This window comes from Sphingomonas kyeonggiensis (assembly GCF_014204495.1).
Taxonomy (GTDB): Bacteria; Pseudomonadota; Alphaproteobacteria; order Sphingomonadales; family Sphingomonadaceae; genus Sphingomonas; species Sphingomonas kyeonggiensis_A.
In genome coordinates this window covers 968274-993763 of sequence record NZ_JACHLN010000003.1, presented here as the reverse complement: position 1 = coordinate 993763, position 25490 = coordinate 968274, and the positions used below count along the sequence as shown (strand labels likewise).

Here is a 25490-nt window from a genome sequence, read left to right as displayed (position 1 = left end):
TTCACAGCACGTAGCGGCTGAGATCGGTGTTGCGCGCCACCGCGGCGAGCTGCTTGTCGACATAGGCGCCGTCGATCACCAGCGTCTCGCCCTTGCGGTCCTCGGCACCGAAGCTGATGTCCTCGAGCAGCTTCTCCATCACCGTCTGCAGACGGCGCGCGCCGATATTCTCGACCTCGGCATTCACCTCGGCAGCGATGCGCGCCACCGCGCGGATGCCGTCCTGGGTGAAGTCGATGCTGACCCCCTCGGTGCCGAGCAGGGCGGCGTACTGCTGCACCAGGCTCGCCTTGGTGTCCGACAGGATCGCGACGAAATCCTCCTCGGTCAGGCCCTTCAATTCGACGCGGATCGGCAAACGGCCCTGCAGCTCGGGGAGCAGGTCGCTCGGCTTGGCGACATGGAACGCGCCCGAGGCAATGAAGAGGATGTGATCGGTCTTCATCGGGCCGTACTTCGTGGCGACGGTGGTGCCCTCGATCAGCGGCAGCAGGTCGCGCTGCACGCCTTCGCGGCTGACCGAACCACCCCGCACGTCGCTCACCGCGATCTTGTCGATCTCATCGAGGAAGACGATGCCGTTCGCCTCGGCATCGGCCAAGGCAACCCGACTCACCTCGTCCTGGTCGAGCCGCTTGTCGGCCTCTTCCTCGACCAGCTTGGTCCAGGCGGCGCGGACGCTCATCTTGCGGCGCTTGAGCGGGGTGCCGGCAAGGCCCTTCATCATCTCGCCCAGGTTGATCATCTGCGGCGCGCCGCCCGGGATGTCGAAGGGCATGGCCTGGGCCTGCTCGACTTCGATCTCGATCTCGGCATTGTCGAGCGTGCCCTCGGCGAAGCGCTGCTTGAAGGCTTCGCGCGTGGCGGTGGACGAGTCCTTGCCGGTGAGCGCGTCGAGCAACCGGCCCATCGCCGCTTCCTCGGCCTTGTCCTTCACCGCGGCGCGGCGGCGCTCCTTCTCGAGCCGGATCGCTTCCTCGACCAGGTCGCGGGCGATCTGCTCGACGTCGCGGCCGACATAGCCGACTTCGGTGAACTTGGTCGCCTCGACCTTCACGAACGGGGCGTCGGCGAGCTTGGCGAGGCGGCGGCTGATCTCGGTCTTGCCGCAGCCGGTCGGCCCGATCATCAGGATGTTCTTCGGCGTGACCTCGTCGCGGAGATCGGCCGAGAGCTGCTGGCGGCGCCAGCGGTTGCGCAGCGCCACCGACACGGCGCGCTTGGCATCCTTCTGGCCGATGATGTGCGCATCGAGAGCGGCGACGATCGCCTTGGGCGTGAGATTCTCGTTCATTGGGGGATTGGATACTCTGGCTTCGTTTCGGACCCCGATGTTGGGGGCCGCCCCGTCCGCTTCAAGCCGTACAGTGAAAGCCGGAGAAGAAGTCCCGCTGGCGTTCGAGGATCTTCGCGATCCGTTCGGGCTGGGGCGTCGGATCCCATTCGCCATGCTCGAAGGTGCCGCCGCAGATAATCCCGTCGGCGCGGGGGAACATATAGCCCATGCGCCCGGCAAAGGCATATTGCACCTCGCCCTGGGGGAGCAGCACGGCGAGCTGGCCGCGCACCGGCTCGATCCCGGTATCGCCGAACAGCTTGCCGGCGCCGAGGCCGGTGCAGTTGAAGACAAGCGTTTCGGGCAGCGCGAGGATGTCGGCCGGGGTGGCGAAGTCGCGGATGACGAACCTGCCGCCGGCGATCTGGATGTCGCGCATCAGCTGGCGCAGCAGATGGCCGCTCTCGGCATACATGGTGCTGAAGCGGCGGACGCGCCGGACCGGGAAGGGATGCTCGCCGGGGCCGAGGATCACCCGGTCGGCCTCATAGGCGCCGGAGAGATCGGGCTCGGCCGGATCCTCGGCCGGATCGTCGCGCATCTGGAGATAGGTCGGCACCCAGCGGATGCCGTATTCCTCGCCGACCATGATCTGGAAGCGGCGCCAGCTATAGTCCATCGCCAGCTTGAACTGGGCGATCCATTCGGGGGTGACCTGATCGGGATCGTAGAGGCTGGCCGGGTGCCACTGGCCGCCGGCGATGTTCGACGTGGTGTGGGGCGGCAGCTGCGCGGCGTAGAGCGTGACCTGGCGTCCGGCTTCCTGGAGCAGCCGCGCGGTGGTGAGCCCGACAATGCCGCAGCCGAGCACCGCGACCGGGCCGCTATGGCCGGGCAGGCCGAGATCGACCGCGAGGCGCGAGGTGCCCCAGCTCAGCGTGATGCCGGCGCCGCCATGGCCGTAATTATGGACGAGGCGCTTGTCGCCCAGCGCCTCGGCGCGGACGACGAAGCCTTGCGACCGGTAGGGGCGCAGGCCCGCGATCGTGCGGATGACGCGGCTTGGCGCGACATTGACGATCGGCAGGCATTTCGGGCCGCGGGTGGTGCTGGCGCTTGCGAGCCGGGGCCGCGGCGCGGTCGTCGTGCAGGCGGGGAGGGCGAGCGCGGCGGAGGCGATCAGCGGGCGGCGGGCGATCTGCATGATTGCAGGGTAGGGCGCGCGGGGCCGCGCTCAACCTGGTTTTGGTTGGGGGAGGCATGAGCTGGGCTCATGGGTGTGTGTTCGTCATCCCGGAGCCGATCCGTCTCGCTACGTCAAATCCGTCATCCCGGCGAAAGCCGGGATCTCGGGAGATGGCGCTGGGAAGGAGTCGCCTGAGATCCCGGCTTTCGCCGGGATGACGATTAGAGAGCGGATGATCGTGACCCCAGATCCGGGACCAGGCTTACAGCCAATCGGCCGTGATCTCGCCCCTATGCCCTTCCGGTGCCAGTGCGGCGCGGAGGGCTTCCAGCAGGGGCGGCAGCGCCTGGGTGAAGGCATAGGGCGGGTTGACGATGAAAAGCCCCGCGCCGTTATAGATGCCGGGCTGATCGGCATCATAAATCCAATGCTCGACGACCAGGAACTTCGGGATGCCGAGCCTGCGCAGATCGCCCTTCCACCGCTGATGCGTGGCGCGGTCCTTCAGCGGATACCAGATCACCGTCACGCCATGCGCCCATTTGCGGTGCGCCGCGGCAAGGGTGGCGGTGATGCGGGCGCGTTCGTCGGTCTGCTCGTAGGGCGGATCGACCACCACCACGCCGCGCGGCGTTCGGGTCGGGAGCATCGCCAGCCAGAGCTCATAGGCATCGCGCTCGTGCACGGCAGCGGGCGTGCCGCGCATCGCGCCGCGCAGGGCATTGGCGTCCTCGGGATGCTTTTCATTGAGGATCAGCAAATCCTGCGGGCGCAGGAGCTGCGCCAGGAACTGCGGCGAGCCGGGGTAGAGCTGCGGCTCCGTCCCGACATTCACCGCCTGAACGGCGGCGCGATAGTCGTCGAGCAAGGGGTTCGCGTCGGCAAAGGCACGCAGCACCCCTTGCGCGGCTTCGCCGGTGCGCTGGGCCTGCTCGCCGCCAAGGTCGTAGATCCCGCAGCCGGCATGGGTGTCGATCAGGGTCAGTGCGCCCTGTTTCTGCTGCAAGGCCCGGACAAGGGCGATCAGCAGGCTATGTTTCACGACATCGGCGCTGTTGCCGGCATGGAAGGAATGGCGATAATTCATTGGAACCCAAAACCCTGCCGGTTTGCCTTTGCATGCGCCAGATGCAGGCGTCGCCTGTACCCGGGGCATGAACCCGCCCCGTGCTTCGCCACGGCTGGTATGCTAGTGCCGGCCATATGTCGAACTCCCGTGGCAATGCCGGCACCGTAAATGTCGATGGCGTATCCTATGATTGGCACCTTCAGCGCGAACCGCATCTGTCGGATGACCAAGGCTGGAAGGGAATGACGATCTCCATTCTCCAGCAGGATGCCAAGCGCGAAGCATTGGTGGAATTTCCGCCGCCCAAGCGGCTGTTGAAGGGGTTGCCACGCGGTCGTCTCCAGCTCGATGACGCCACGATCTCGCGGTGCGTGCGCGCCGCCCTGTCGGCTGGCTGGGAGCCGATGTCGCGCGGGCGGCCGATGGTGTTCATGGTCGACGCCGACGGCAATTGAGGCGCTCGCCGCGCCTGACCAGCTGCGTTGAGACTGGGCCCCGGCCTTCGCCGGGGAACCAGGAAGGGGCCGAATGTCAGCGCGCTTCCGCGAGCCAGGCTTCGGCTTCTTCCATCGTCATGAAGATCCGCATCCGGGGGTGCGTCTGGGTGCGCTCGGCCTGGAGCTTGTTGAGGTGGCTGCCGACCACCGAGGCGGCGCGGCCCGAGGTGAGGGTGAGGCCGGCCTCGGCGATGCTGGGCAGCAGGTCGGCGACGTCGTTCGCCTGGACCGGGAAGTCGCGCGAGTCGATCAGCACGTCGTAATCGTTGCGGATCGCGAGGACTTCCTGGGCCTTGGCGCCTGCCGCCGCCGCGAATTCGCGGACGGTCTCGATCGTCCAGAAATCGCGGATCTCGACCAGGATGCGGTTGCGGGCGGCGTCATAATCCATGCGGAACTTCATGCCGCCGCCGATGCGATGGTTAATTGGCGCTGTCCAGCGTTTCGACCGTGAGGCGATCGTTGGTGTAGACGCAGAGCTCGCCGGCGATCTTCATCGCAGCCCGTGCGATCTTCTCGGGATCGCTTTCGTAATCGACCAGCGCGCGGGCGGCGGCGAGGGCGAAATTGCCACCCGAGCCGATCGCGGCGACACCGCCTTCGGGCTCCAGCACGTCGCCATTGCCGGTGACGACAAGCGTCACTTCGGCGTCGGCGACGATCAGCATCGCCTCGAGGTTGCGGAGATATTTGTCGGTTCGCCAGTCCTTGGCGAGTTCGACCGCGGCGCGGAGCAGCTGGCCGTTATGACGCTCCAGCTTGGCCTCGAGCCGCTCGAACAGGGTGAAGGCGTCGGCGGTGGCGCCGGCGAAGCCCGCGATCACCTTGCCATCGCCCAGCGGCCGCACCTTGCGGGCATTGGGCTTCATCACGGTGTTGCCGGCGGAGACCTGCCCGTCGCCTGCAATCACCACTTTGCCGGATTTGCGCACGGAAAGGATCGTCGTGCCGTGCCACGCGTTTGTTTCGCTCATGGCGCAGATATGGGGAACACCCCGCATGCGCCGCAAGAGGGACTCCCGATGACCGGTCGATCGCGCCAGCCAGGGACGAGTGTTGCATGCGGGACACATCGCACCGCAGCAAAATGCGCTCCCGACAACGCTGACGCAAACATGGGATTGACAGTTTCATGTAACCGGTTCCAGGGGGCGTTTCTGTCCGCGCATAAAAACAAGACCAATGCGGATCCGAGTTTGTAACCGATTACAGCCTTGGGCTGGGGAGGATTAGAGTGGCGATTTCCAATTCGAAGCGTCGTGTCCTGACACGTGGCATCTCGGCGACGGCAATGGCCGCCGCTACCCTGCTTGCGGGCGGCGCAGTGATGCTGCCGACGCTGGCATCCGCCCAGGTGAGCACCGCCAGCCTGAGCGGCCAGGTGACCGGCGCCGACGGCAGTGCCGCCGCGGGCGCCCAGGTGACCGCGCGCAGCATCGCGACCAACCAGACCTTCCGCGCGGTGAGCGACGCCAATGGCGGCTATGCGCTGAACGGCCTGCGCCCCGGCGAATATGAAGTGACCGCGACCGCCGGCACCGAGACGGTGAGCCAGAACATCGTCGTCGGCGTCGGCGAGGCGGCCAGCCTCGACCTGGCGGTGGGCGGCGCCGCAGCGACCGCACCGACCGAGGGCAGCCAGATCGTGGTGACCGGCACCCGCCTGCGCGAGACGCGCACCAGCGAAGTCGCCACCAACGTCAGCACCACCCAGATCGAGCGCCTGCCGCAGACCGATCGCAACTTCCTGGCCTTTGCGGCACTCGCCCCGGGCGTGCGCTACAATGACAGCGAGACCGACAAGGGCATCACCTCGGGCGCGTCGACCGCGAGCCAGGTCAATGTGTTCATCGACGGCGTCAGCCTGAAGAACCAGCTGCGCGAGGGCGGCATCGCCGGCCAGCAGAACAGCCGCGGCAACCCGTTCGGCCAGCTCGCCGTGCAGGAATTCCGCGTCCTGACGCAGAACTACAAGGCCGAGTATGAGCAGGCCGGCGCCGCGATCGTGACCGCGATCACCAAGTCGGGCACCAACGAGTTCCACGGCGAGATCTTCGGCCAGTACACCGACAAGAGCCTCAGCGAGAAGTCGTACCTCGACAAGCGCAACAACCGCGCCGAGCCGGCGTTCGAGCGCAAGCAGTACGGCGCGGCGCTGGGCGGCCCGATCATCAAGGACAAGCTGTTCTTCTTCGGCGCCTATGAAGGCAACGACCAGGACCGCGCGTTCAACGTCGTCGCCGGCGGCACGCCCGCGCTGCGCGCCGCGGCCTCGGCTTCGCTCGGCCGCGACATCAGCACGCTCGAGGGCGCGTTCGTCAGCCCGTTCCGCAGCGACTTCTACTTCGGCAAGCTGACCCTGACCCCGGACGATCGCCAGACCTTCGATCTGTCGTTCAGCCGCCGCGACGAGTCCGACATCCAGGGCTTCGGCAACCAGACCTCCTATGAGGCGGCGGAGAACAAGAAGAACCGGGTCGACACCTACCAGTTCAAATGGGCGTATAACGGCAGCAACTTCGTCAACGAGTTCAATGCCAGCTACCTGAACTACACGTTCAACCCGACCTCGCTGCACCCCGAGCTGCCGCAATATGAATATGCCGGCGTGATCATCGCGGGCGGCAAGGACTCGACCCGCCGCGAGACGCAGAACAGCTACACGTTCCGCAACGACTTCACCTATTCGGGCATTGCGGGCCATGTGTTCAAGGCGGGCGTGCGCGTCCAGGTGACCGACATCACCTTCGACAACCAGGCCTATGTCCAGCCGCACTACACCTTCGTCAGCGACCCCGGGAACAACCTCAGCTTCGCCTTCCCGAGCGAGGCGCGCCTGGGCCTGGGCAATTCGCTGATCCAGGCATCGAACACCCAGGTCGGCGTCTATGTGCAGGACGACTGGAACCTCACCCCGCGCCTGCAGCTCAACCTGGGCGTGCGCTGGGACTATGAGACCAACGGCTTCAACAACGAATATGTGACGCCGGCCAGCGCCGCCGCCGCGCTGCGTTCGCTGCCCAAGACCTATTATTTCGACCCCGAGAACTACATCACCGACGGGCATGACCGTAAGCCGTTCACCGGCGCCTTCGCGCCGCGCGTCGGCTTCTCCTATGACCTCAAGGGCGATCGCTCGACGGTGATCTTCGGCGGCTGGGGCCGCTATTACGACCGCAACAACTTCAACAACACGGTCGACGAGCTGTCGCGCGTGCTCAACCCGATCGGCGTGTTCCGCTTCTCGACCAATGGCGCGCCGCGTTCGGGCCTGCCGACCGTGGCGTGGAATCCGTCCTACCTGACCCGCGAGGGCCTGATCGCGCTGCGCGCCAGCGCCGCAGGGGCGGGCCTGCCCGAGCTGTTCGCGGTGAAGAACGATGCCAAGCCGCCGGTCAACGACCAGTTCAGCCTCGGCGTGCGCCAGCGTATCGGCGTGTTCCAGGCCTCGATCACCGGCTCGTACCAGCGCGGCCGCAACGGCTATACCAACCTGTTCGCGACGCGTCAGAACAACGGCCTGGGCAATTGCTGCAACACCTCGACGGTGGTGCCGTACGGCTATGCCAACGTCCTGATCGGCTATGACGGCCTCGACACGCGCTACAAGGCGCTCTTCGTCACGCTCGACAAGAACTACACCAAGTCGTCGGGCTGGGGCCTCAACATCGCCTATACGCTGTCCAAGGCCGAGCAGAACGGCAACGACCTGTTCAGCCTCGATGGCATCACGCCGGATGCCTATGGCTGGCGTGCCCGTCCGGGCGACGAGCGTCACCGGGTGGTGATCTCGGGCATGGTCGACCTGCCGCTGGGCTTCTCGTTCTCGACGGTCACCCAGCTGGGTAGCGGCCAGGCCTATCAGGTCACCGACGCCACCCAGGGCTTCGACACCGGCAAGCTGCGCATCACCTCGGCCTATCCGGAGAAGAACTGCATCGAGGGGCTCTTCGCCTTCTGCGAAGTCAACCTGACGCTGGCGAACCGCTTCAAGATCAACGGCATCGGCCAGGTCGAGGCCGCGGTCGACATCCTGAATGCGTTCAACAACAAGAACTTCAAGGACTTCGACGGCTTCTTCAGCGCGACCGATCCGCTCGATCCGGGCCGCATCGGCAACAACACGATCACGCTGCCGCGGCGCATCCAGTTCCGCCTGGGCTACAAGTTCTAAGCCCGGTTCGAACGGACAATTTCGGGGGGAGGCGAGCCTATCGGCTTTCCTCCCCCTTCTTATTCGGGGAAGTGAAGATGCGTATCGGATTCGTGCTGGCCGGGCTGGGAATGGCGGGGAGCGCGCAGGCGCAGGCGGTGCGCCAGACCTATGCCAATCCGATCGACATCGACTACCGCTACAATTTCGAGCAGGTGAACCAGGGCGTCTCGTATCGCACCGGCGCGGACCCGGCGATCGTCACCCACAAGGGGAAGTACTACCTCTTCCAGACGCTGGCGGACGGATACTGGTCGTCGAGCGACCTGGTCCACTGGACCTTCATCAAGCCGAGCCGCTGGCCGTTCAATTCGATCGTCGCGCCGGCGGTGTGGAGCGACGGCGAGCGCATCCTGATCCAGCCGTCGATGACGCGGGCGGAATCGATCCTGTCGACCACCGATCCGGACAGCGGCCAACTCGACTTCTTCGTGCGCAGGATGCCCGAGCTGGTCGATTCGGTGGGCGAGGGGCATGTGCCGGCGCCGGGCGAGGACAAGGTGCCGCCCGGTCCCTGGGACCCCGCGCTGTTCAAGGACGACGACGGCAAATGGTACCTGTACTGGGGCTCGTCGAACGTCTTCCCGCTCTACGGCATCGAGATCGCATTCGAGGACGGCAAGCTCATCTACAAGGGCAAGCCGAAGCCGATGCTGTCGCTGCATCCCGACCAGCATGGCTGGGAGCGGTTCGGCCAGGATCATTCGGGCACCCTGCCCAACGGGACGCCGATCCAGCCCTTCATGGAAGGCGCCTGGATGACCAAGGTGAACGGCCGCTACTTCCTCCAGTACGGCGCGCCGGGCACCGAATATAACGCCTACTCCAACGGCACCTATGTATCGGACAAGCCGCTGGGGCCGTTCGAATACGCGCCGTGGAACCCGGTCGCCTACAAGCCCGGGGGCTTCGTGCAGGGGGCCGGGCATGGCTCGACCTTCCAGGACGTCAACGGCAATTGGTGGAACACCGGCACGCCGTGGATCGGGTACAACTGGACCTTCGAGCGCCGCATCGGGATGTGGCCGGCCAGGTTCTGGGCGGACGGGCAGATGGCGGTGTCGACCCGGTTCGGCGATTTCCCGCACTATGCCCCGACCGGCAAGGTCGAGGACCCGGAGAGCCTGTTCACCGGCTGGATGCTGCTTTCGTACAAGAAGCAGGCGGTGGCTTCGTCCACCCAGGGCGAGTTCGCGGCGAACCGCGCGACCGACGAGGATCCGCGCAGCTTCTGGGTCGCGGGCGCGAACAAGCCCGGCGAGACGCTGACAGTGGACCTGGGCGCGGCGAAGACGCTGCGCGCGGTGCAGGTCAACTTCGCCGACTACAAGGCCGGGCGCTTCGGCGACGCGCCGGACATCTATACCGAGTTCGAGCTGCAATCCTCGCTCGACGGGAAGAACTGGACGCCGCTGGCGAAGACCGAGGCGCCGCGCCGCGACCGGCCCAATGCCTATTTCCAGCTGCCGGCGCCGGTGCAGGCGCGGTACGTGCGCTATGTGCACGGCCATGTCGGCGGCCGGAACCTGGCGATCGCCGACCTGCGCGTGTTCGGCTCCGCCGGCGGCAAGGCGCCCGCGGCGCCGGGCGGCGTGACGGCGAAGCGCGACAGCGATGCCCGCAATGCGCATGTGGCGTGGAAGCCGGTGCCCGGCGCGGTCGGCTACAACGTGCTGTGGGGCGTGCGGCCGGACCGGCTGACGCTGACCTATCAGCGCTGGGCCGACCAGGGCGCGGCGCTCGACATCCGCGCGCTCAATGTCGGGGTGGATTATTGGGTCGCGGTCGAGGCGTTCGACGAGAATGGGGTTTCGCGGCGGACCAAGGCGGTGCGGATACGCTGACCTCCATCTCCCCTCCCTGCAAGGGAGGGGTCGGGGGTGGGTTGCGAGCGAAGCGAGCCCTGCGGGCCGGTCAAAGAAAAGGCCGGGCGTCGAGCCCGGCCTTTTCTAACCCACCCCTAGCCCCTCCCTTGCAGGGAGGGGAATTTAACGGGCTAGACCAACCACCCCCCGGTGAACCCGGCGGCCTTCAGGCCCTTCCGGACGGGTGCGCAGCCTTGCATGCGCTTCCAGACGAAGTCGTTTCGGTAGTTCGCCGCCTGGAGCAGGATCGGGCCCTGGTCGATGCCGATATAGTCGGTGTCGTACCAGCCCTTCACCGGATCGACGCGGCCGTTCGACAGCTTCTTGTCGGTCCAGCGGAAGCTCGGGTTGAACGAATCGAAGAAGCCGTACTTGCCGTAGAGCAGGTCGCCATGTTCGCGGCGCATCGCCTCTGCGGCCGGGATCACGATCTCGGGCGCGAAGGGCAGCGAGCCGAGCGCCGCGGTGGGTGCCAGGGTGCCATCGTCGCGGCCGTCGGGCTGGCCGAGCGGGCCGCGTGCCGAATAGCCGAAGAAGTCGGTGGGCTTGCCCTTGAAGTCGAGCTTGAAGCCGCCGGGCCCGTCACAGGCGGTGAGGCCCCAGATATCCTTCGACCAGCCGTCCCAGCCCTGCGGATTGGCGATGCAATAGGCGCGGCTGGCATAGGTGGCGCGGCGGCTGTTCTCGAAATAGTCGAACCCGGCCTCGCGCATCACCTTGTCGCGGATGCCGCGGAAATCGATCCAGCACTCGCTATACTGGTGGCCGAACAGCGGCGCGAAGGCGATGTGGCGGGTAGGGCCTTCGCCGCGCCAGCTGCGCGGATAGGTTGCGGTCCACACGTCCCAGCTGTCGGCCGGGAGCGGATGCTCCGGCGCGCCCAGGCCGAGGATGTAGACGAACATGCCCTCGTTATAGCCGGTCCAGCTGCTCGGGATCAGGCCGCGCTCCGGATGCCAGCCCATCGACACGGGCTTGCGGCCGTCCGAGCGGAAGAAGTTCCAGTCGGCCCGGGCATAGAGCTTGTGGGCGAGATCGCGGATCTCGCGCTCCTTCGCATCGGCGCGGTCATAATATTGGCCGGCGAACAACACGCCCATCAGCAGCAGCGTGGTATCGACGCTGGACAGTTCGGTGCGGCCGAAGCGCGCGCCGCTGATCATGTCGATGAAGTGATAATAGAAGCCCTTGTAGCCGATATTGCCGCTCGGCTCCGGGCCCTGCGGCGCTTCCCAGAAGAAGCGCAGCGTGGTGAGGGTGAGGTCGCGTGCCTCGGCGCGGGTGATCCAGCCGCGCTCGACGCCGACCGGGTAGGCGGTGAGCGCGAAGCCGACCGAAGCGATCGAGCAGAAGCTGGGCGAGGGGTAGCGATCGGGCACCAGGCCGTTGTCGCGCCGCGCGGTTTCCCAGAACCAGCGGAAGGTGCGGTACTCGATGTCCTCGTAGAAGGCGGGCAGCGTGCGGACGCCCGCGCCCTTGCGCGACTGGGCCGCGGCGGCGCCGGGCACTGCCGTGGCCGCGAGCAGCGCCGAAGACTGCGAGAGGAGCGCGCGCCGGTCGATCATGTCCAAAGCCTCATACACGATAAGAGAGAGTGAAGGGTCCACCCCGGGCCGGAGTTCCGGCCGGAAAAATTGGGGGCAGCGCATGAGGTGCCGCCCCCGAGGGGGGTGTATCCGCGGAGATTGGCTCTGGAACCGGTTACATCCCAGGCCGAAAAAGGGACGGAGCCGCGGTCACGCATGCGCGGCTCCGTTGGGGTGAGCGGTGCGCGGCGCCGTGGTGGCGCGCGTAACCAGCTCGGGGGGGAGGGTCTCGCTGGCACGGGTCAGGTCCTTGCCTTCGAGCAGGTCGATCAGCCGGGCGACGGCGCGGGCGCCCATCTCGGCGATGTTCACCCGGATCGTGCTGAGCGAGAGATACCGGGCGAGCGGCACGTCGTCGAAGCCGGCGACGGCGATCTGCTCGGGCACCTGGGTGCCGGCGGAACGCAGGGCGTGGAGGCAGCCGATCGCCATCATGTCGTTGGCGGCGAACACCGCGTCGGTGGGCGTGCTGCTCGCCAGGATCTCGCGCGCGGCGGCTTCGCCGGCTTCCTCGTTGAAGTCGCCGGGCAGGATGCGCGCGGGCAGGGCGTGGCGGGCGCAGGCGGCGAGATAGCCATCGGCGCGCTGGGCGGCGTCGAGATTGCCCTCGGGCCCGGCGATATGGACGATGTGGCGATAGCCATTGGCGACGAGATGATCGACCATCGCCTCGGCGCCGGCGCGGTTGTCGAAGCGCAGCGCCGGGCGGCCGGGCAGGTCGGCATGGCTGTTGAGCATCACCGAGGGGAGCGCGGGCGGGATCGCATGCTCGAGCGTCTCGGGCGCGATGTGCGGTGCCATGACCAGCAGCCCGTCGACCCGGCCGCGCATCGCGCGCAATGCCACCGCCGCCTGGTCGCTGTCGTCATGCATATTGGAGAGGAGCAGCAGATAGCCGCGCCGGCTGGCTTCCTTGTCCATGCCGCGCACGCATTCGGAGAAGAACTCGCCGTGCAGGTCGGGCAGGACGACGCCGATCGCATGGGCGCGGGCCAGGCTGAGGCTGCGCGCGCCGGCATGCGGGACATAGCCGAGCTCGTTCGCGGCCTTGATGACCTTTTCGCGGGTCTCGGCACGGACATTGTCCAGGCCGTTCAGGGCGCGCGACACCGACGCGACCGATACCTCGGCGCGGCGCGCGACATCCCGGATGGTGGCCTCGGCCATTTCAGTCCCTTCCTCCCTCGGCCCCCCAAAAGCTTGGGCGCATGTTTCCTGCGTTTCAGACCGCTTCGGCGATTGCAATGCAAGCCGTGTGCGAGTTATGTAACCGGTTACGGACGGTTGCGACAAGCAAAAAAGTTTCGCGACCGGATATGGTTGAGACAATGTCCGTTGGTGGTTGGCCAGGGGCGCACAGGAGAGGAAACACGATGTTCGACACCAGGATTTCGCGGCGCGCGGCTCTGATGGGCGCAGGCGCTGTCGCGGCCTGGGCCGCGAGCCCGGCGCGCGCGATGCTGCAGGCGGCCGGCCAGATGCCGGCGCCCGCCTTCATCGATTCGCTGATCGCCAAGATGACGGTGGAGGAAAAGGCCGGGCAGCTGACGCTGCTGCCGGCCGCCTGGTCCGGTACCGTCGCGACTGCGCTCAATCCGCCGACCAATGGTCCGAGCTTCGACGGGCAGCTCGCCGAGGTCGAGAAGGGGCGCCTGACCGGCGTGTTCAACGGCAATGGCGCCGAAATGGCGCGGCGGATGCAGACGGTGGCGATGACCAAGTCGCGCCTCAAGATCCCGCTGCTGTTCGCCGCCGACGTGATCCATGGCCACCGCACGATCTTCCCGGTTCCGGTGGGCGAGGCCGCGGCCTTCGATCCCGACCTGGCCGAGCGCACCGCGCGCATGGCGTCGTACGAAGGCGCCGCGGCCGGCATCGACTGGACCTTCGCGCCGATGGTCGACATCGCGCGCGACCAGCGCTGGGGCCGCACGATGGAAGGCGCGGGCGAGGATACCTTGCTCGGCGAACTGATCGCGGCGGCGCGCGTGCGCGGCTTCCAGGGCAAGGACCTGAAGGCGATCGATTCGATGCTGGCCTGCTTCAAGCACTTCGCCGCCTATGGCGCGGCCGAGGCGGGGCTCGACTATAACAGCGTCGACATGTCCGAGCGGACGCTGCGCGAAGTCTATCTGCCGCCGTTCAAGACGGCGATCGACGCCGGTGCGCTCACCGGCATGGCCTCGTTCAACGAGATCTCGGGCATTCCCTCGACCGGCAATGAATGGCTGATGCGCACGCTGCTGCTCGACGAGTGGAAGTTCGATGGCTTCGTCGTCTCGGATTACACCGGCGACATGGAGATGATCGACCATGGCTTCGCGGCGGACGCGCGCGAGGCGGCCAAGCTCGCCTTCCTGGCCGGCGTCGATATGAGCATGACCAGCGGCTATTACCGCGATCACCTGCCCGACCTGGTCGCCAAGGGCGAAGTGCCGATCGCGCGGGTCGACGAATCGGTGCGCAAGGTGCTGGTGATGAAGGCCAGGCTCGGCCTGTTCGAGGATCCGTTCCGCCGCATCGACGCCAAGCGCGAAAAGGCGCGCTCGCGCACCAAGCAGGCGATCGCGCTGTCGCGCGAGGCCGGCCGCAAGTCGATCGTGATGCTCAAGAATGACGGCGACCTGCTGCCGCTGCCCAAGAGCGGCAAGAAGATCGCGATCATCGGCCCGTTCGCGGAAGGGCAGCACGACATCAACGGGCCCTGGGTGGTTTACGGCGACAACAAGCTAGCGATCGATCTGGCGACGGGCGTGCGCGGCGCGGTGGCCGACAGGAATGCGGTGAGCGTGACGCTCGGCTCGAAGGTCGAGGAACCGCTGGCCGGCGGGATCGAGGCGGCGGTGGCCGCGGCGAACGCGGCGGACGTGGTGATCCTGGCGATCGGCGAGAGCGAGAACATGTCGGGCGAGGCGCAGTCGCGCGCCGAGATCGTCATTCCCGCGCCGCAGATGGAACTCGCGGAAGCAGTGGCCAAGACCGGCAAGCCGATCGTGGTGGTGCTCAAGAACGGCCGCGCGCTGGCGCTCGAGGGCGCGGTGCTCAATGCACCGTCGATCCTGGTCACCTGGTTCCTGGGCTCGGAAGGCGGCAACGCCACCGCCGATGTGCTGTTCGGCGACTATAGCCCGGCCGGCCGCCTGCCGTGCAGCTTCCCGCGCTCGCCGGGGCAGCAGCCCTTCTACTACAACCACAAGCCGACCGGCCGTCCGAACCCGGAAGGCGCGCTGCAGCCCTACAAGGCGCATTATCGCGGCATCCCGAACTCGGCTTTGTTCCCGTTCGGCCATGGCCTGACCTATGGCAAGGTCGGCTATTCGGACCTCGCGGTGCCGGCGAACCTGGCCTGGGACGGCGAGATCAGCGTCTCGGCGAAGATCACCAATTCGGGCGCGCATGCGATCGAGGAAGTGGTCCAGCTCTATATCCGCGACCGGGTGGCGAGCGTGACCCGGCCGGTGCGCGAGCTCAAGGCGTTCCGCAAGCTGGCACTGGCGCCGGGGGCGAGCGAGACGGTGACCTTCAAGCTCAAGCGCGAGCAGCTGCTGTTCATTGGCCGCGACAACAAGCCGACCGTCGAGCCCGGCCTGTTCGACCTGTGGATCGCACCCTCGGCCCAGGCCGACGGGGTGCATGCCCAGTTCACGCTGGTGGCGTGATCCAACGGAAAGGCCGGGGCCGGTGCTCCGGCCTTTCCGCTAGGAGGCGCGGTCCTCCAGGTCCCTGACGATCTTCGCATGCTCGCCGCGGCCGAGCGGGTTGAGCCACATCAGCACCACCGACAACGCCAGGAAGGCGAGCGGCACCAGCGCGATGGTGAAGCGCATTGTCGCCAGCGTCGCCTCGCTCTGGCGGACATTGGCGACGAAGCCGGCGGAGTCGAAGCCGGCGGCGAGCAGCAGCGTGGCGACGCCGATGGCGATGCGCTGGAGCAGGGCGGCCATGCCGAACACCGCACCCTCGACCCGCAGGCCGGTGGTCTTCTCGCCATATTCCACCGTGTTGGGCAGCATCGCCCAATAGGCGAAGTGGAGCCCGACGATCACCGCCTGCATCGTGACGAGGAAGAGCTGCATCGGGCCGGCCTTGTCGATATGGATGCTGCTGAACAGCAGCAGCCCGGCCATGCAGAAGGCGGCGGCGAGGAACCAGAGGCTGCGCGTGCCGAGCAGGCGCTGGAGCAGCATCCACAAGGGTACGGCGGCCGCGCCGACCACGCCCATCCAGGCCAGCGCGCTCTGCCCGGCCACGGCGTCGCCGACGAAATACTTGAAATAATAGAGCACTGACTTGTTGAGGATCGTCACCGCGACGATCATCGCCATCATCGCCAGGTTGAGCGTGACGAAGGCGCGGTTGGCGGCGAGGCTGCGCAGGCTCGCGGCGATCGAGGGCGGCTGGGCGCGGACGGGCACGACCTGCTCGCGGTAGCTGGCGCCGACCAGCATGAGGATGCCGGTGCCGAGGACGGCGAACAGGATCGCGGCGCCGAGATAGGCCTGGGCGGGCACCGTGCTCCCGGCGATCCACGCGCCGAAGGGCAGTGTGCCGCGGGCGACCAGCACCGCCGCCATCGTGCCGAACACCATGCGCATGCCGGCGAGGAAGGCGCGGTCGCGGCTGTCGCTGCTCACCCGCGCGCTCATCGCCAGATAGGGCACGTTGACCGCGGCATAGGCGGTGCGGAACAGCAAATGCCCGAGGAAGACCGTCGCCAGTCCCCACCAGCCGGTGGCGAGCGGGGGGAGATAGGTGAGGACGAAGGCGAGGCCGAGGGGCACGCTGCCCAGCATCAGGAACCGGCCATAGCCGCGCCCGGGCTCGCGCCTGTCCGCCACCGCGCCGGCGAGGAAATTGGCCAGCCCGTCCCAGACCGAGGCGACGGTGTAGATCGCCGCGGCGGTCGCCACCGGCAGGCCCAGCGCCTCGGTATAGTAGAAGAGCAGGAAGAGCATGATGCTCTGCCAGTAGAGATTGAAGGCGAAGTCCCCGAAGGCGAAGAACAGCAGCCGGATGCGCGCCGGCGCGGCGCCGAGACGGGCGATCATGGGGGCTTTCTAGCGCGGCTCGCCCCCGTCAGTCACCGCCTTATCTCACACCGGAACGGATCGTCTCGTATCCGGCACGTACCCGCGCTGGCCGCTTGTGTTCTCTAACCTCCAAGTCATGTTGCGTCGCAACAAGCTCGCGTATTTGAGCTCAGGGAGTATCGGTGGCCCATGTCCAAGATCGACTTGGCGATCCAGGGGGTTCCAACCAGAACGCCGCTTGCGAAAGTGGCGCGGCGCAACGCCAAGATCTGGCTCAGTTTATCGCTGATCGCGTCCGACGCGCTGGCCTTGGCGCTGGGCTTCGCCGTGGCGCTGGTGATTGAAGAACCGCGCCATATCTCCGACGAATTGTGGACCGCGATGGCGGGGCTGCTGTTCGTCCATGCTGCGATTGCGTTCCAGAACCAGGCCTATAACCCGCGCTGCCTGACCAAGCCGAGCAAGAGCGTGCGCCAGGCTTTGCTCTCCTTCGCCACGACCCTGCTCGTCTTCCTGTTCGCCGCCTTTGCGCTTCGGGTGACCGGCAAGGTGCCGCGCTTCGCGCTGGGCATGGCGATGGTCACCGCGCTGACGCTGCTGCTCGCCCAGCGGCTGCTGATCTGCCACATGGTTCGCAAGGCTTTCGGCCAGCTCAGCGTCGAGCTGGTGATCACCGACGGGGCGATGGCGCCGCGACCCTATCGTAACCGGGAAGTGCTCGATGCGCGGCTCGCCGGGCTGCGTACCGATCTCGACGATCCGTACATGCTCGATCGCCTCGGCACCGTGCTGCAGGACTATGACCGGGTGGTCATCGCCTGCGCGCCCGAGCGCAAGGCCGAATGGGCGCGGGCACTGAAGGGCGTCAACATCGTCGGCGAGATCGTGGTGCCCGAGATCGCCGAGCTGGGCCCGCTGACCACGCGCCAGCGCGACGGCGTGACGACGGTGGTGGTCTCCTGGGGCCCGCTCAACCGCGCCAATCGCGTGAAGAAGCGCGCGCTCGACCTGGCGATCACGATCCCGGCGCTGCTGATGCTGCTGCCGGTGCTGGTGATGGTCGCGATCGCGATCAAGCTCGATTCGCCGGGGCCGGTGTTCTTCCGCCAGGAGCGGATGGGGCGCGGCAACCGGATCTTCCAGATCCTCAAGTTCCGCAGCATGCGCGTGGAGACCAGCGACGCGACCGGCGCGCGCTCGGCCAGCCGCGACGACGACCGGATCACCAAGGTCGGCCGGCTGATCCGGATGACCAGCATCGACGAGCTGCCCCAGCTGATCAACGTGCTGTTCGGCGAGATGAGCCTGGTCGGCCCGCGCCCGCATGCGCTGGGATCGACCGCCGGGGATGAGCTGTTCTGGCGGGTCGACCGGCAATATTGGCATCGCCACGCGCTCAAACCCGGCATCACCGGCCTGGCGCAGATCCGCGGCTTTCGCGGCGCGACCAATACCAGGCGCGACATCATCGACCGGCTCGAAGCGGATCTGGAATACCAGCATGGCTGGTCGCTGCTGCGCGACATCTCGATCCTGGTGCGGACGGCGCAGGTGCTGATGCATCACAACGCGTATTGACCGCGTCCTACAGCGGGGGCGGCGGCTATCCAAAGTTCTCGAAGTTCGCGACACCCTAGCCGTCATCCCGGCGAAAGCCGGGATCTCGTGCGGCTCTTTCCCCGCGCCTTCGCCTGAGATCCCGGCTTTCGCCGGGATGACGATTGGGGAGAAGGGCCTTGTTCTAACCCTTCGTCATCCCCGCGAAGGCGGGGATCCAGAGTCACAAGGGACGCCGCTCTGCCATCCTGGATCCCCGCCTTCGCGGGGATGACGAGTGAAGGTTGGGAACTAGGGTAAGGGCTACCGCTCCCGGCCGGCGGTCGTGCGGATCTCGTCGATCGGGCTCAGCAGATAGGAAGCGAGCGAGCGGCGGCCGGTGCGGATGTCGGCGGTTACCGCCATGCCGGGGGTTAGCTTCACCAGGGCGCCATCGCGCTGGATCGTCGCGCGGTCGAGGGCAATGCGGGCGGTGTAGATCAGGCCCTGTTTCTCGTCCTGAACCGCGTCCGAGCTGATCTGCTCGAGCTTGCCCGGCACCGCGCCATAGCGGGTGAAGGGGAAGGCCTCGATCTTGAGCGCGACCGGCTGGCCGGCAGTGATGAAGCCGACATCCTTGTTGGCGATCGCCACTTCGGCAATCAGCTTCCCGCGGGCCGGCACGATCACCATGATCGGCTTGGCCGCCTCGACCACGCCGCCGACCGTGTGCACCGCGAGCTGGGTGACGGTTCCGTCGACCGGGCTGACCAGGCGCTGGAGGCTCGAGCGTTTTGTGGCCTTGGTCAGCTCCTCCTTGCGCAGCCGGGCGTCGCTCTCCGCCTTGGCGAGATCGGCGAGGATCCGGGCGCGCGCCTCGGCGGCGGACTGGCTGGAATTGCCGCCGGCGACGGCGATCTGGGCCTGGGCCTTGCGCGCGGTGGCGAGCGCGGCGTCGCGGTCGCGCGCGGCGGCGAGGCGCTGGCGGCGCATCTCGATCACCTTGAGCTTCGAGACATAGCCCTTCTCGAGCAGCTTCTCGTTCGCTTCGATCTGCTCGTCGAGCAACGGTAGCGTCTCGCCGAGCTTGGCGGCCTGGATTTGCGCCTCGGCGCGGGCGGCGCGGGCGGCTTCGGTGTCGGCGGCGCGAGTCTGGGTGCCGGCCTGGATCTCGGCGAGCTGGGCGCGGGCGAGCGCGACCTGGGTGGCGGCGACTTCGGGCGTGGTGCCGGCGGGCGGCGTGAAGCGCAGGCCCTGGCCGTCGAGCCCGGAGAGGATCGCGCGCAGCCGGGCGGCATCGAGTTCGGCGGCCTCCAGCGCCTTGCCGGCCTGGGCGGCATCGGCATCGGAGACGGTAGGGTCGAGCTCGACCAAAGGCTGGCCGGCGCGGACCTGCTGGCCGTCGCGCACGAGGATGGCGCGGACCACGCCACCCGCGCCGGGCTGGATCAGCTTGACGTCGTCGGCGGGGACGAGGCGGCCGGGGGCGGAAGCGACGACATCGACGCGGCCGAGGAACAGCCAGAGCAGGGCGACGACGAGCAGGCCGAGCAGCACCCAGGCGGTGATCCGCGCGGTGGGCGAGACCGGGCGCTCGACCACTTCGAGCGCGGCGGGAAGGAAGTCGGTCTCCTCTGTGCGCATCGCGGTGCGGGCGCGGGCACGCTCATTGTCGAGTGCGTCGCGGATCGCGGTCCAGTGGTGGGTGATCGCGTTCATGCCGCCGCGCCTGCCTGCACGCCGATCTGGCGGTGGTGGAGCGCGGCATAGCGGCCGTCGAGGCGGAGCAGCTCGTCATGCGTGCCGCTCTCGACGATGCGGCCCTTGTCGAGCGTCAGGATGCGGTCGCACTGGCGGATCGCGGAGAGGCGGTGGGCGATGATGAGGACGGTGCGGCCGGCGGCGATCGCCTTGAGGTTGCGCTGGACGATCTCCTCGCTCTCGGCATCCAGCGCGGAAGTGGCTTCATCGAGGATCAGGATGCGCGGGTTGGCGATCAGCGCGCGGGCAATGGCGAGGCGCTGGCGCTGGCCGCCGGAGAAGTTGACGCCGCGCTCCTCGACGATCGTGTCGTATCCGTGCGGGAGGGCGAGGATGAAGTCATGCGCGCCGGCCAGCCGCGCGGCGGTCATCACCCGGTCGATCGGCAGCGCCGGATCGGCGAGTGCGATATTGTCGCGGATCGAGCGGTTGAACAGGACATTCTCCTGCAGCACCACGCCGATCTGGCGGCGGAGCCAGGCGGGATCGATCTGGGCCAGGTCGACGCCGTCGATCAGCACGCGGCCGCTGGCCGGCAGATAGAGGCGCTGGAGCAATTTGGTCATCGTCGACTTGCCCGAGCCCGAGGCGCCGGCGATGCCGAGCGTGGCGCCGGCGGGCAGATCGAGATTGATGTCGTCGAGCGTCCAGGGGCCGTCGGCGGCATAGCGGAAGCGGACATTCTCGAAATGGATATGGCCGTGGAGCGCCGGGAGGGTGGTGCGCGAACCGGCGCCGGGCTCGGGGCCGGCGTTGAGGATGTCGCCCATCCGCTGGACCGAGAGGCGGACCTGCTGGAAGTCCTGCCAGAGCTGGGCCATGCGGATCACCGGGCCGGAGACGCGCTGGGCGAACATGTTGAACGCGACCAGCCCGCCGACGGTGAGCGCGCCGGCGATCACCTGTTGCGCGCCGAAGAACAGGATCGCGGCGAGGCTGAGCTTCGAGATCAGCTGGACCGCCTGGCTGCCCGAATTGCCGAGGTTGATAACGCGCTGGTTGGCCGCGCTGTATGCGGCGAGCTGGCGCTCCCAGCGATCCTGCCAGAGCGGCTCGACCGCGGCGGACTTGAGCGTCTGCATGCCCGAGACGCTCTCGACGAGCAGCGCGTTGTTGGCGGCGCCGCGCGCGAACTTCTCGTCGAGGCGGCGGCGCAGCGGGCCGGTGACGACGAGCGAGACGATCACATAGGCGGGCAAAGTGAGCGCGACGATGATGAAGAGCAGCGGCGAGTAGAGCCACATCGCCACCAGGAAGACGATGGTGAAGAGGGGATCGACCAGCACGGTGAGCGAAGCGCTGGTCATGAACTCGCGTACCGTCTCCAGTTCGCGGACGCGGGTGACGGTGTCGCCGACGCGGCGGTTCTCGAACCAGGCGAGGGGGAGGCGGAGCAGGTGGCGGAAGAGGCGGCTGCCGAGCTCGACGTCGAGCTTCTGGCTGGTCTCCGAATAGAGGCGGGTGCGCAGCCAGCCGAACGCGACTTCCCAGAGCGAGACCAGCACCAGCCCGATCGCCAGCACCTGCAGCGTGGCGAGGCTGTTATGCGCCAGCACCTTGTCGACGACATTCTGGAAGAAGAGGGGGGCGGCGAGCCCGAGCAGGTTGAGCGCGAGGGTGATCAGCAGCACCTCGCCGATCAGCCGGCGGTATTTGACGATCTGGGGGATGAACCAGGTCATGTCGAAGGCGGGCGCGGCGACCTGAGCGGACTCGCGGGTGGTGACAAGGAGCAGCTCACCCGACCAGTTGGCGGTGAGCGCGGCGCGGTCCCAGCGGGCGATCGGCTCGCCGGGGCGCTGGACGGCGGCGGCATCCTCGCCGACCCGGCCGATCACGAACCAGCCCTGCGGGCCGCTGGCGAGCACCGGCATCGGCAGGCGGCGGAGGCGATCGAAATCGGCTTTGGTCGCGCGGGCGCGGACGCCATCGATGCGCTTGGCCAGGCGGAGCAGGTCGCGCGTGCCGACGGGATCGCCGTGCCCGAGATCGTGGCGCAGCTCGGCCGGGTCCGCGGCGACGCGGTGCATGGCGAGGATCAGGGCGAAGGCGGCCAGCGCGTTGTCCGGCGCGGGGCTGGCCGGCTCGAAGCTCAGGTCCTGCTGCATGGGCGCCTCCTGCCGGGCTCCTAGCCGTTGACGATCTGCGGGGTTCGGCAGGCGAGCGCGGTGGCGAAGCCCTGGGGCCGGCTGGTGGCGCGCAGCAGGCCGGCATAGTCGGCCGTCCACTGGTCGGCGAAGCCCGCGACCTTGCCGTAGCTGTTGTCGAGCAGCACGTGCGGGATATCGAGCAGCAGCGACAGGATATGCGCGTGCAGCCGATCGGTGACGACGATCTCGCCGGTGGAGAGCATCGCCAGGCCGCGCTGGAAGCGCCATTCGGCCAGTCGGCGCTGGCGGGTGGCGCGCTGCGCCATCGGGTCGCGGTTGAGCAGCCGGTTGAGCTTGAGCGAGAGGCGGAGATGGCGCTTCTGGGCGGGATCCTCGATCAGCCAGTCATCCGCGACCACGCCGGCCGGGAGCGCTTCGTCGGTGCCGGCGGCGCGCTCGTGATCGGTGCGGAGCAGCGCGAAGACCGGCGAGGTCGCGGGGGCGCGCTGCTGGCGGCCGAGCATCAGCGCGGCATCGGGGCAGAGATGGATCGGGCAATCGAAATGCTCGCGGGCAAAGGCGAGCGAGCGGGCGTCGCGGACGAGCAGGGTGAACTTGCCGTGCGCGCGGATCGCCTCGGCCATCTCGCGCGCTGCCTCGGGATCGGCATAGTGGATCGATTCGGGCATCTGGATGATCGGATGGCCACGGTGGGTGCGTAGCAGGTGGAGGCGGAAGGATTCGTGCTTCGGCCAGAGCGTGCCCATATTGCCGCCGCCATGGATCAAAATCGGGCCGCCCCCGATCGCGGCGCGGCAGGCGGCATCGTCGAAATCGGTGATCGCCGAATAATAGACAGGCAGGCGGCCGCGCTTCTTGAGATAGGCCATCTCGCCGAGCCAGATGGCGGAATCGCCGACATTGGAGTGATCGGGGAAATCGACCAAAGCGATGCGGCCCGCGGGCAGCACGCTGTCGAGCACCTGGGCAAAACGCTGGGCGAGTTCGCCGATGAGCTGGTCGGCAGTCTTGGTGGTCATATCCGGCCCTTTCTGAGGCGTCTGGACAGGGACAGGAGACGGCCGCGCCACGGCCGCGAGATGGCGAGAAGCAGGGCGCCGTAGAAAAGCGCGCCGAGCCCGGTGAGCAGGAGCAGCACGCTCCAGCCCGAGAGATGCGTGTCGAGCAGCCGCATCGCGACCGCGAGCGCGACGCCCATCGCGGTAGAGGCGATCAGCGGGGCGCCGACCGCGCGCCAGGTATCGACCGGGCGGATGCCCGAGGCGCGGCGCAGCAGCAGGATCTGCATCGGCAAGGTGAGATAGGCGCGCCCGACATAGGAGACGGCGACCGCGAGCAGGCCATAGGGCAGCGCGGCGAGGGTGAGGATCACGCCGAGCACCAGCTGGGTGGTCGACAGCGACATCAGGCTGCGCGAGGCGCCGAGCACGCTGAGCGAGGGCGAGGCGAAGAAGTTGAGCGTGAAAGGCACCGCCATGAAGGCGAAGATCTGGGCGAGCTGCCCGGCCTCGTCCCACTTCGCGCCGAACACGGTGGGGATGGCGACGGGGGCGAGCGCGCCGAAGCCGACCAGCGCCGGGAAGGAGATCGCCGAGGCCTGGGCGATCATCCAGCGATAGGCCTGGCGCAGCTCGGCCGGCTCGTCCTTGACGCGGGCGAGGGTCTGCACCGCGACCTGGGTGAAGGGCTGGATCGCGCCGCGGCCGATCAGCTCGACGGTACGCCAGGCGGTGCGGTAGACGCCGACCGCGGCGAGGCCGATGCCCGCGCCGATCGCCATTTCCTGGACGCGCACGGTCGCGAGGAAGACCAGCTGGACATAGATCAGGCTGGCGTTGAGCATGAGGTTGTCGCGCAGGATGCCGCGATCGAACTTCCAGCCCGGCTTCCAGTCATAGGACATGCGCGACAGGATCGCGCCGGCGATCTCGGTGACGAGGCGCTGGACGACCAGGCTCCACAGGCCGAGCCCGGCGAACGCCGCGACCACCGCGCAGGTGCCGCCGATCAGCCCGCCGACCACCGAGCGCAAGGCCGTGGTCTTGTGGCCGAACTCGCGCAGGCGCAGCGCGAGATGGGTGCCGCCGAAGGAGGAGATCGGCAGGACCAGGCTCATCACCGCGAGCGGCAGCGCGATGTTCGGCGCGCCCATCAGATCGGCGATCGGCTGGGCGAGCGCGACGATCAGCGCGGCGGAGAGGAAGGAGAAGCCCTGTTGCGAGCGGTAGATGGTGTCGAGGAAATGCGGCGTGATCTCGCTGCGCCTCGCGATGGTCTGGACGAGCCCGGCGGTGGCGATGATCCGGAACGCCTCCGCCGTCACCGCCATCACCGCGAACGCGCCGATGTCCGCGCGGGTGAGCAGGCGGGCGAGGATGACGAAGACGATGAAGGAGAAGAGCTGATCCGACAGGAAGCGCGTGACCGTCCAGCCGATCGAGCTGCGGCTGCGGGCGCGCAGCCCGTCGTCGAAGCGGTTGGGAAGCTCAGCGTTCAAGCAGGCGCCTCGCTTTCAGCATGCGCATGCGGGTGCGCTCGGCGTGGCGCCAGATCTTCTGCCGCAGCGAATGATAGAGCGGATCGGTCTTGGGCCCGAAACGCGCGGCGCCGATGTCCGACACCACCGCCGCCTCGAGGATCGGCGCGGGAAACAGCGCGAGGTTGGGCAGGCCGTGCGCCCAGCTGCGGTCCATCTCGTCGTCCACGGGACGGCGGACGATGCGGCAATGCTCGACCAGGCGGCGCGCGCCCTCGAGCGTGATCGCATAGCCCTGGGTGCCATAGGCGGGGCCGACCAGCTCGACGATGGTGCGCGAATGCTGCAGGAAATCGCGCCGTACCACGCGCTGCCAGGTGGGGCGCTTGGCATAGAGACGCAGATAGTCGATCCCCTGCGCCCGCAGATCGGTGCGGGCGAGCGGCTCCAGATAGTCCCAGTCGACGACGGTATCGTCTTCCAGCACGATCGCCTGGGGCACGCCGCGCACGACCATGTCGAGCCAGATCGAGAAATGGCTGGCATAGCAGCCGATCTCGCCCTTGCTCATCGCGCGCCCCTTGTTGGCGCGGATCGCGGGTTCGTCGAGAGTCATGCCCGGCGCGGGGCCGGTGCACGCATCGAAGAAGCGCCAGACGAGCGACGTGCCCGTCGCCCGCGCGGCAAATGCCGCACGACGCGCTTCAGCAGTTTCGAGCGACACCACCAGAACTTCGGCGGCGTCCCCCAGTTCGGGCAGGGACTCACCCATTAAGCACACGCCTCCTGCTCATGTTCCCACCTGCATGATGCAGTGCAACAACATTGAATCGTCCGGCGCGATCCTTGGTAGCGGGCAAATCTTGAGGCGCGAAGGCGGGTTT

At 67.7% G+C, this 25490-nt stretch carries 18 protein-coding genes; 5 read left to right on the top strand and 13 right to left on the bottom strand.

Annotated elements, in window-relative coordinates; all coding sequences use genetic code 11:
* Position 1 precedes the first annotated feature (1 nt).
* The 3 genes from hslU to HNP52_RS18740 form a co-directional block, all read right to left on the bottom strand.
* A complete protein-coding gene (gene hslU / locus HNP52_RS18750) occupies positions 2-1294 on the bottom strand; it encodes an ATP-dependent protease ATPase subunit HslU (protein WP_184169121.1) in 1293 nt (430 codons plus the stop codon).
* A gap of 61 nt (positions 1295-1355) precedes the next feature.
* Positions 1356-2480, bottom strand: coding sequence for an FAD-dependent oxidoreductase (locus HNP52_RS18745; protein ID WP_184169120.1), 1125 nt, complete (start codon positions 2478-2480; stop codon positions 1356-1358).
* Positions 2481-2724: 244 nt separating this feature from the next.
* Entirely contained in the window at positions 2725-3549 is an 825-nt protein-coding gene (locus tag HNP52_RS18740) for a 23S rRNA (adenine(2030)-N(6))-methyltransferase RlmJ (RefSeq protein ID WP_184169119.1), read from the bottom strand.
* Positions 3550-3665: 116 nt separating this feature from the next.
* On the opposite strand from HNP52_RS18740, the gene HNP52_RS18735 reads away from it, so the two are divergent.
* A complete protein-coding gene (locus HNP52_RS18735; RefSeq protein WP_184169118.1) occupies positions 3666-3986 on the top strand; it encodes a hypothetical protein in 321 nt (106 codons plus the stop codon).
* A 76-nt stretch (positions 3987-4062) separates the two neighbouring features.
* Here HNP52_RS18735 and HNP52_RS18730 read toward each other — a convergent pair whose 3' ends face one another.
* Positions 4063-4431 carry a hypothetical protein gene (locus HNP52_RS18730; protein ID WP_184169117.1) on the bottom strand — a complete coding sequence of 123 codons (369 nt, stop codon included), beginning with the start codon at positions 4429-4431 and terminating at the stop codon, positions 4063-4065.
* A gap of 19 nt (positions 4432-4450) precedes the next feature.
* The gene (gene hslV / locus HNP52_RS18725) at positions 4451-5002 is read right to left on the bottom strand and encodes an ATP-dependent protease subunit HslV (protein WP_184169116.1); all 552 of its coding nucleotides are present in this window, start codon (positions 5000-5002) and stop codon (positions 4451-4453) included.
* 260 nt (positions 5003-5262) lie between these two features.
* On the opposite strand from hslV, the gene HNP52_RS18720 reads away from it, so the two are divergent.
* Positions 5263-8202, top strand: coding sequence for a TonB-dependent receptor domain-containing protein (locus HNP52_RS18720; protein WP_311768515.1), 2940 nt, complete (start codon positions 5263-5265; stop codon positions 8200-8202).
* A 77-nt stretch (positions 8203-8279) separates the two neighbouring features.
* Positions 8280-10085, top strand: coding sequence for a family 43 glycosylhydrolase (locus tag HNP52_RS18715; protein ID WP_184169115.1), 1806 nt, complete (start codon positions 8280-8282; stop codon positions 10083-10085).
* Between the two features lie 152 nt (positions 10086-10237).
* Here the strand turns inward: HNP52_RS18715 and HNP52_RS18710 are convergent, their stop codons facing one another.
* The gene (locus HNP52_RS18710; protein WP_184169114.1) at positions 10238-11671 is read right to left on the bottom strand and encodes a glucoamylase family protein; all 1434 of its coding nucleotides are present in this window, start codon (positions 11669-11671) and stop codon (positions 10238-10240) included.
* A gap of 171 nt (positions 11672-11842) precedes the next feature.
* Entirely contained in the window at positions 11843-12859 is a 1017-nt protein-coding gene (locus HNP52_RS18705; RefSeq protein WP_184169113.1) for a LacI family DNA-binding transcriptional regulator, read from the bottom strand.
* A gap of 206 nt (positions 12860-13065) precedes the next feature.
* Here HNP52_RS18705 and HNP52_RS18700 point away from each other — a divergent pair, with 206 nt between their 5' ends.
* A complete protein-coding gene (locus HNP52_RS18700; RefSeq protein ID WP_184169112.1) occupies positions 13066-15351 on the top strand; it encodes a glycoside hydrolase family 3 N-terminal domain-containing protein in 2286 nt (761 codons plus the stop codon).
* 39 nt (positions 15352-15390) lie between these two features.
* Here HNP52_RS18700 and HNP52_RS18695 read toward each other — a convergent pair whose 3' ends face one another.
* A complete protein-coding gene (locus tag HNP52_RS18695) occupies positions 15391-16740 on the bottom strand; it encodes an MFS transporter (RefSeq protein WP_184169111.1) in 1350 nt (449 codons plus the stop codon).
* A 171-nt stretch (positions 16741-16911) separates the two neighbouring features.
* Between HNP52_RS18695 and HNP52_RS18690 the strand changes: the two genes are divergently transcribed.
* A complete protein-coding gene (locus tag HNP52_RS18690; protein WP_184169110.1) occupies positions 16912-18300 on the top strand; it encodes an exopolysaccharide biosynthesis polyprenyl glycosylphosphotransferase in 1389 nt (462 codons plus the stop codon).
* A 282-nt stretch (positions 18301-18582) separates the two neighbouring features.
* Here HNP52_RS18690 and HNP52_RS18685 read toward each other — a convergent pair whose 3' ends face one another.
* The 5 genes from HNP52_RS18685 to HNP52_RS18665 are packed head-to-tail and all read right to left on the bottom strand — an operon-like array spanning position 18583 to position 25378.
* Complete coding sequence (locus HNP52_RS18685; RefSeq protein ID WP_184169109.1) at positions 18583-19977, bottom strand: HlyD family type I secretion periplasmic adaptor subunit; 1395 nt, start codon at positions 19975-19977, stop codon at positions 18583-18585.
* Entirely contained in the window at positions 19974-22127 is a 2154-nt protein-coding gene (locus tag HNP52_RS18680) for a type I secretion system permease/ATPase (RefSeq protein ID WP_184169108.1), read from the bottom strand. Before HNP52_RS18680 ends, HNP52_RS18685 begins: the two co-directional genes overlap by 4 nt.
* Before the next feature lie 20 nt (positions 22128-22147).
* The gene (locus HNP52_RS18675) at positions 22148-23149 is read right to left on the bottom strand and encodes a polysaccharide pyruvyl transferase family protein (RefSeq protein ID WP_184169107.1); all 1002 of its coding nucleotides are present in this window, start codon (positions 23147-23149) and stop codon (positions 22148-22150) included.
* The gene (locus HNP52_RS18670; protein ID WP_184169106.1) at positions 23146-24627 is read right to left on the bottom strand and encodes a lipopolysaccharide biosynthesis protein; all 1482 of its coding nucleotides are present in this window, start codon (positions 24625-24627) and stop codon (positions 23146-23148) included. Before HNP52_RS18670 ends, HNP52_RS18675 begins: the two co-directional genes overlap by 4 nt.
* The gene (locus tag HNP52_RS18665) at positions 24617-25378 is read right to left on the bottom strand and encodes a glycosyltransferase family 25 protein (protein ID WP_184169105.1); all 762 of its coding nucleotides are present in this window, start codon (positions 25376-25378) and stop codon (positions 24617-24619) included. Before HNP52_RS18665 ends, HNP52_RS18670 begins: the two co-directional genes overlap by 11 nt.
* Between the last annotated feature and the right edge of the window lie 112 nt (positions 25379-25490).

Excerpts from the sequence above, each read along its gene's own strand:
- hslU (WP_184169121.1), bottom strand. The coding sequence starts at position 1,294 with ATGAACGAGAATCTCACGCCCAAGGCGATCGTCGCCGCTCTCGATGCG.
- HNP52_RS18710 (WP_184169114.1), bottom strand. The coding sequence starts at position 11,671 with ATGATCGACCGGCGCGCGCTCCTCTCGCAGTCTTCGGCGCTGCTCGCG.
- HNP52_RS18730 (WP_184169117.1), bottom strand. The coding sequence starts at position 4,431 with ATGAAGTTCCGCATGGATTATGACGCCGCCCGCAACCGCATCCTGGTC.
- HNP52_RS18700 (WP_184169112.1), top strand. The coding sequence starts at position 13,066 with ATGTTCGACACCAGGATTTCGCGGCGCGCGGCTCTGATGGGCGCAGGC.
- HNP52_RS18685 (WP_184169109.1), bottom strand. The coding sequence starts at position 19,977 with ATGAACGCGATCACCCACCACTGGACCGCGATCCGCGACGCACTCGAC.
- HNP52_RS18690 (WP_184169110.1), top strand. The coding sequence starts at position 16,912 with ATGTCCAAGATCGACTTGGCGATCCAGGGGGTTCCAACCAGAACGCCG.
- HNP52_RS18740 (WP_184169119.1), bottom strand. The coding sequence starts at position 3,549 with ATGAATTATCGCCATTCCTTCCATGCCGGCAACAGCGCCGATGTCGTG.
- HNP52_RS18665 (WP_184169105.1), bottom strand. The coding sequence starts at position 25,378 with ATGGGTGAGTCCCTGCCCGAACTGGGGGACGCCGCCGAAGTTCTGGTG.
- HNP52_RS18735 (WP_184169118.1), top strand. The coding sequence starts at position 3,666 with ATGTCGAACTCCCGTGGCAATGCCGGCACCGTAAATGTCGATGGCGTA.
- HNP52_RS18715 (WP_184169115.1), top strand. The coding sequence starts at position 8,280 with ATGCGTATCGGATTCGTGCTGGCCGGGCTGGGAATGGCGGGGAGCGCG.
- HNP52_RS18680 (WP_184169108.1), bottom strand. The coding sequence starts at position 22,127 with ATGCAGCAGGACCTGAGCTTCGAGCCGGCCAGCCCCGCGCCGGACAAC.
- hslV (WP_184169116.1), bottom strand. The coding sequence starts at position 5,002 with ATGAGCGAAACAAACGCGTGGCACGGCACGACGATCCTTTCCGTGCGC.
- HNP52_RS18695 (WP_184169111.1), bottom strand. The coding sequence starts at position 16,740 with ATGATCGCCCGTCTCGGCGCCGCGCCGGCGCGCATCCGGCTGCTGTTC.
- HNP52_RS18745 (WP_184169120.1), bottom strand. The coding sequence starts at position 2,480 with ATGCAGATCGCCCGCCGCCCGCTGATCGCCTCCGCCGCGCTCGCCCTC.
- HNP52_RS18705 (WP_184169113.1), bottom strand. The coding sequence starts at position 12,859 with ATGGCCGAGGCCACCATCCGGGATGTCGCGCGCCGCGCCGAGGTATCG.
- HNP52_RS18675 (WP_184169107.1), bottom strand. The coding sequence starts at position 23,149 with ATGACCACCAAGACTGCCGACCAGCTCATCGGCGAACTCGCCCAGCGT.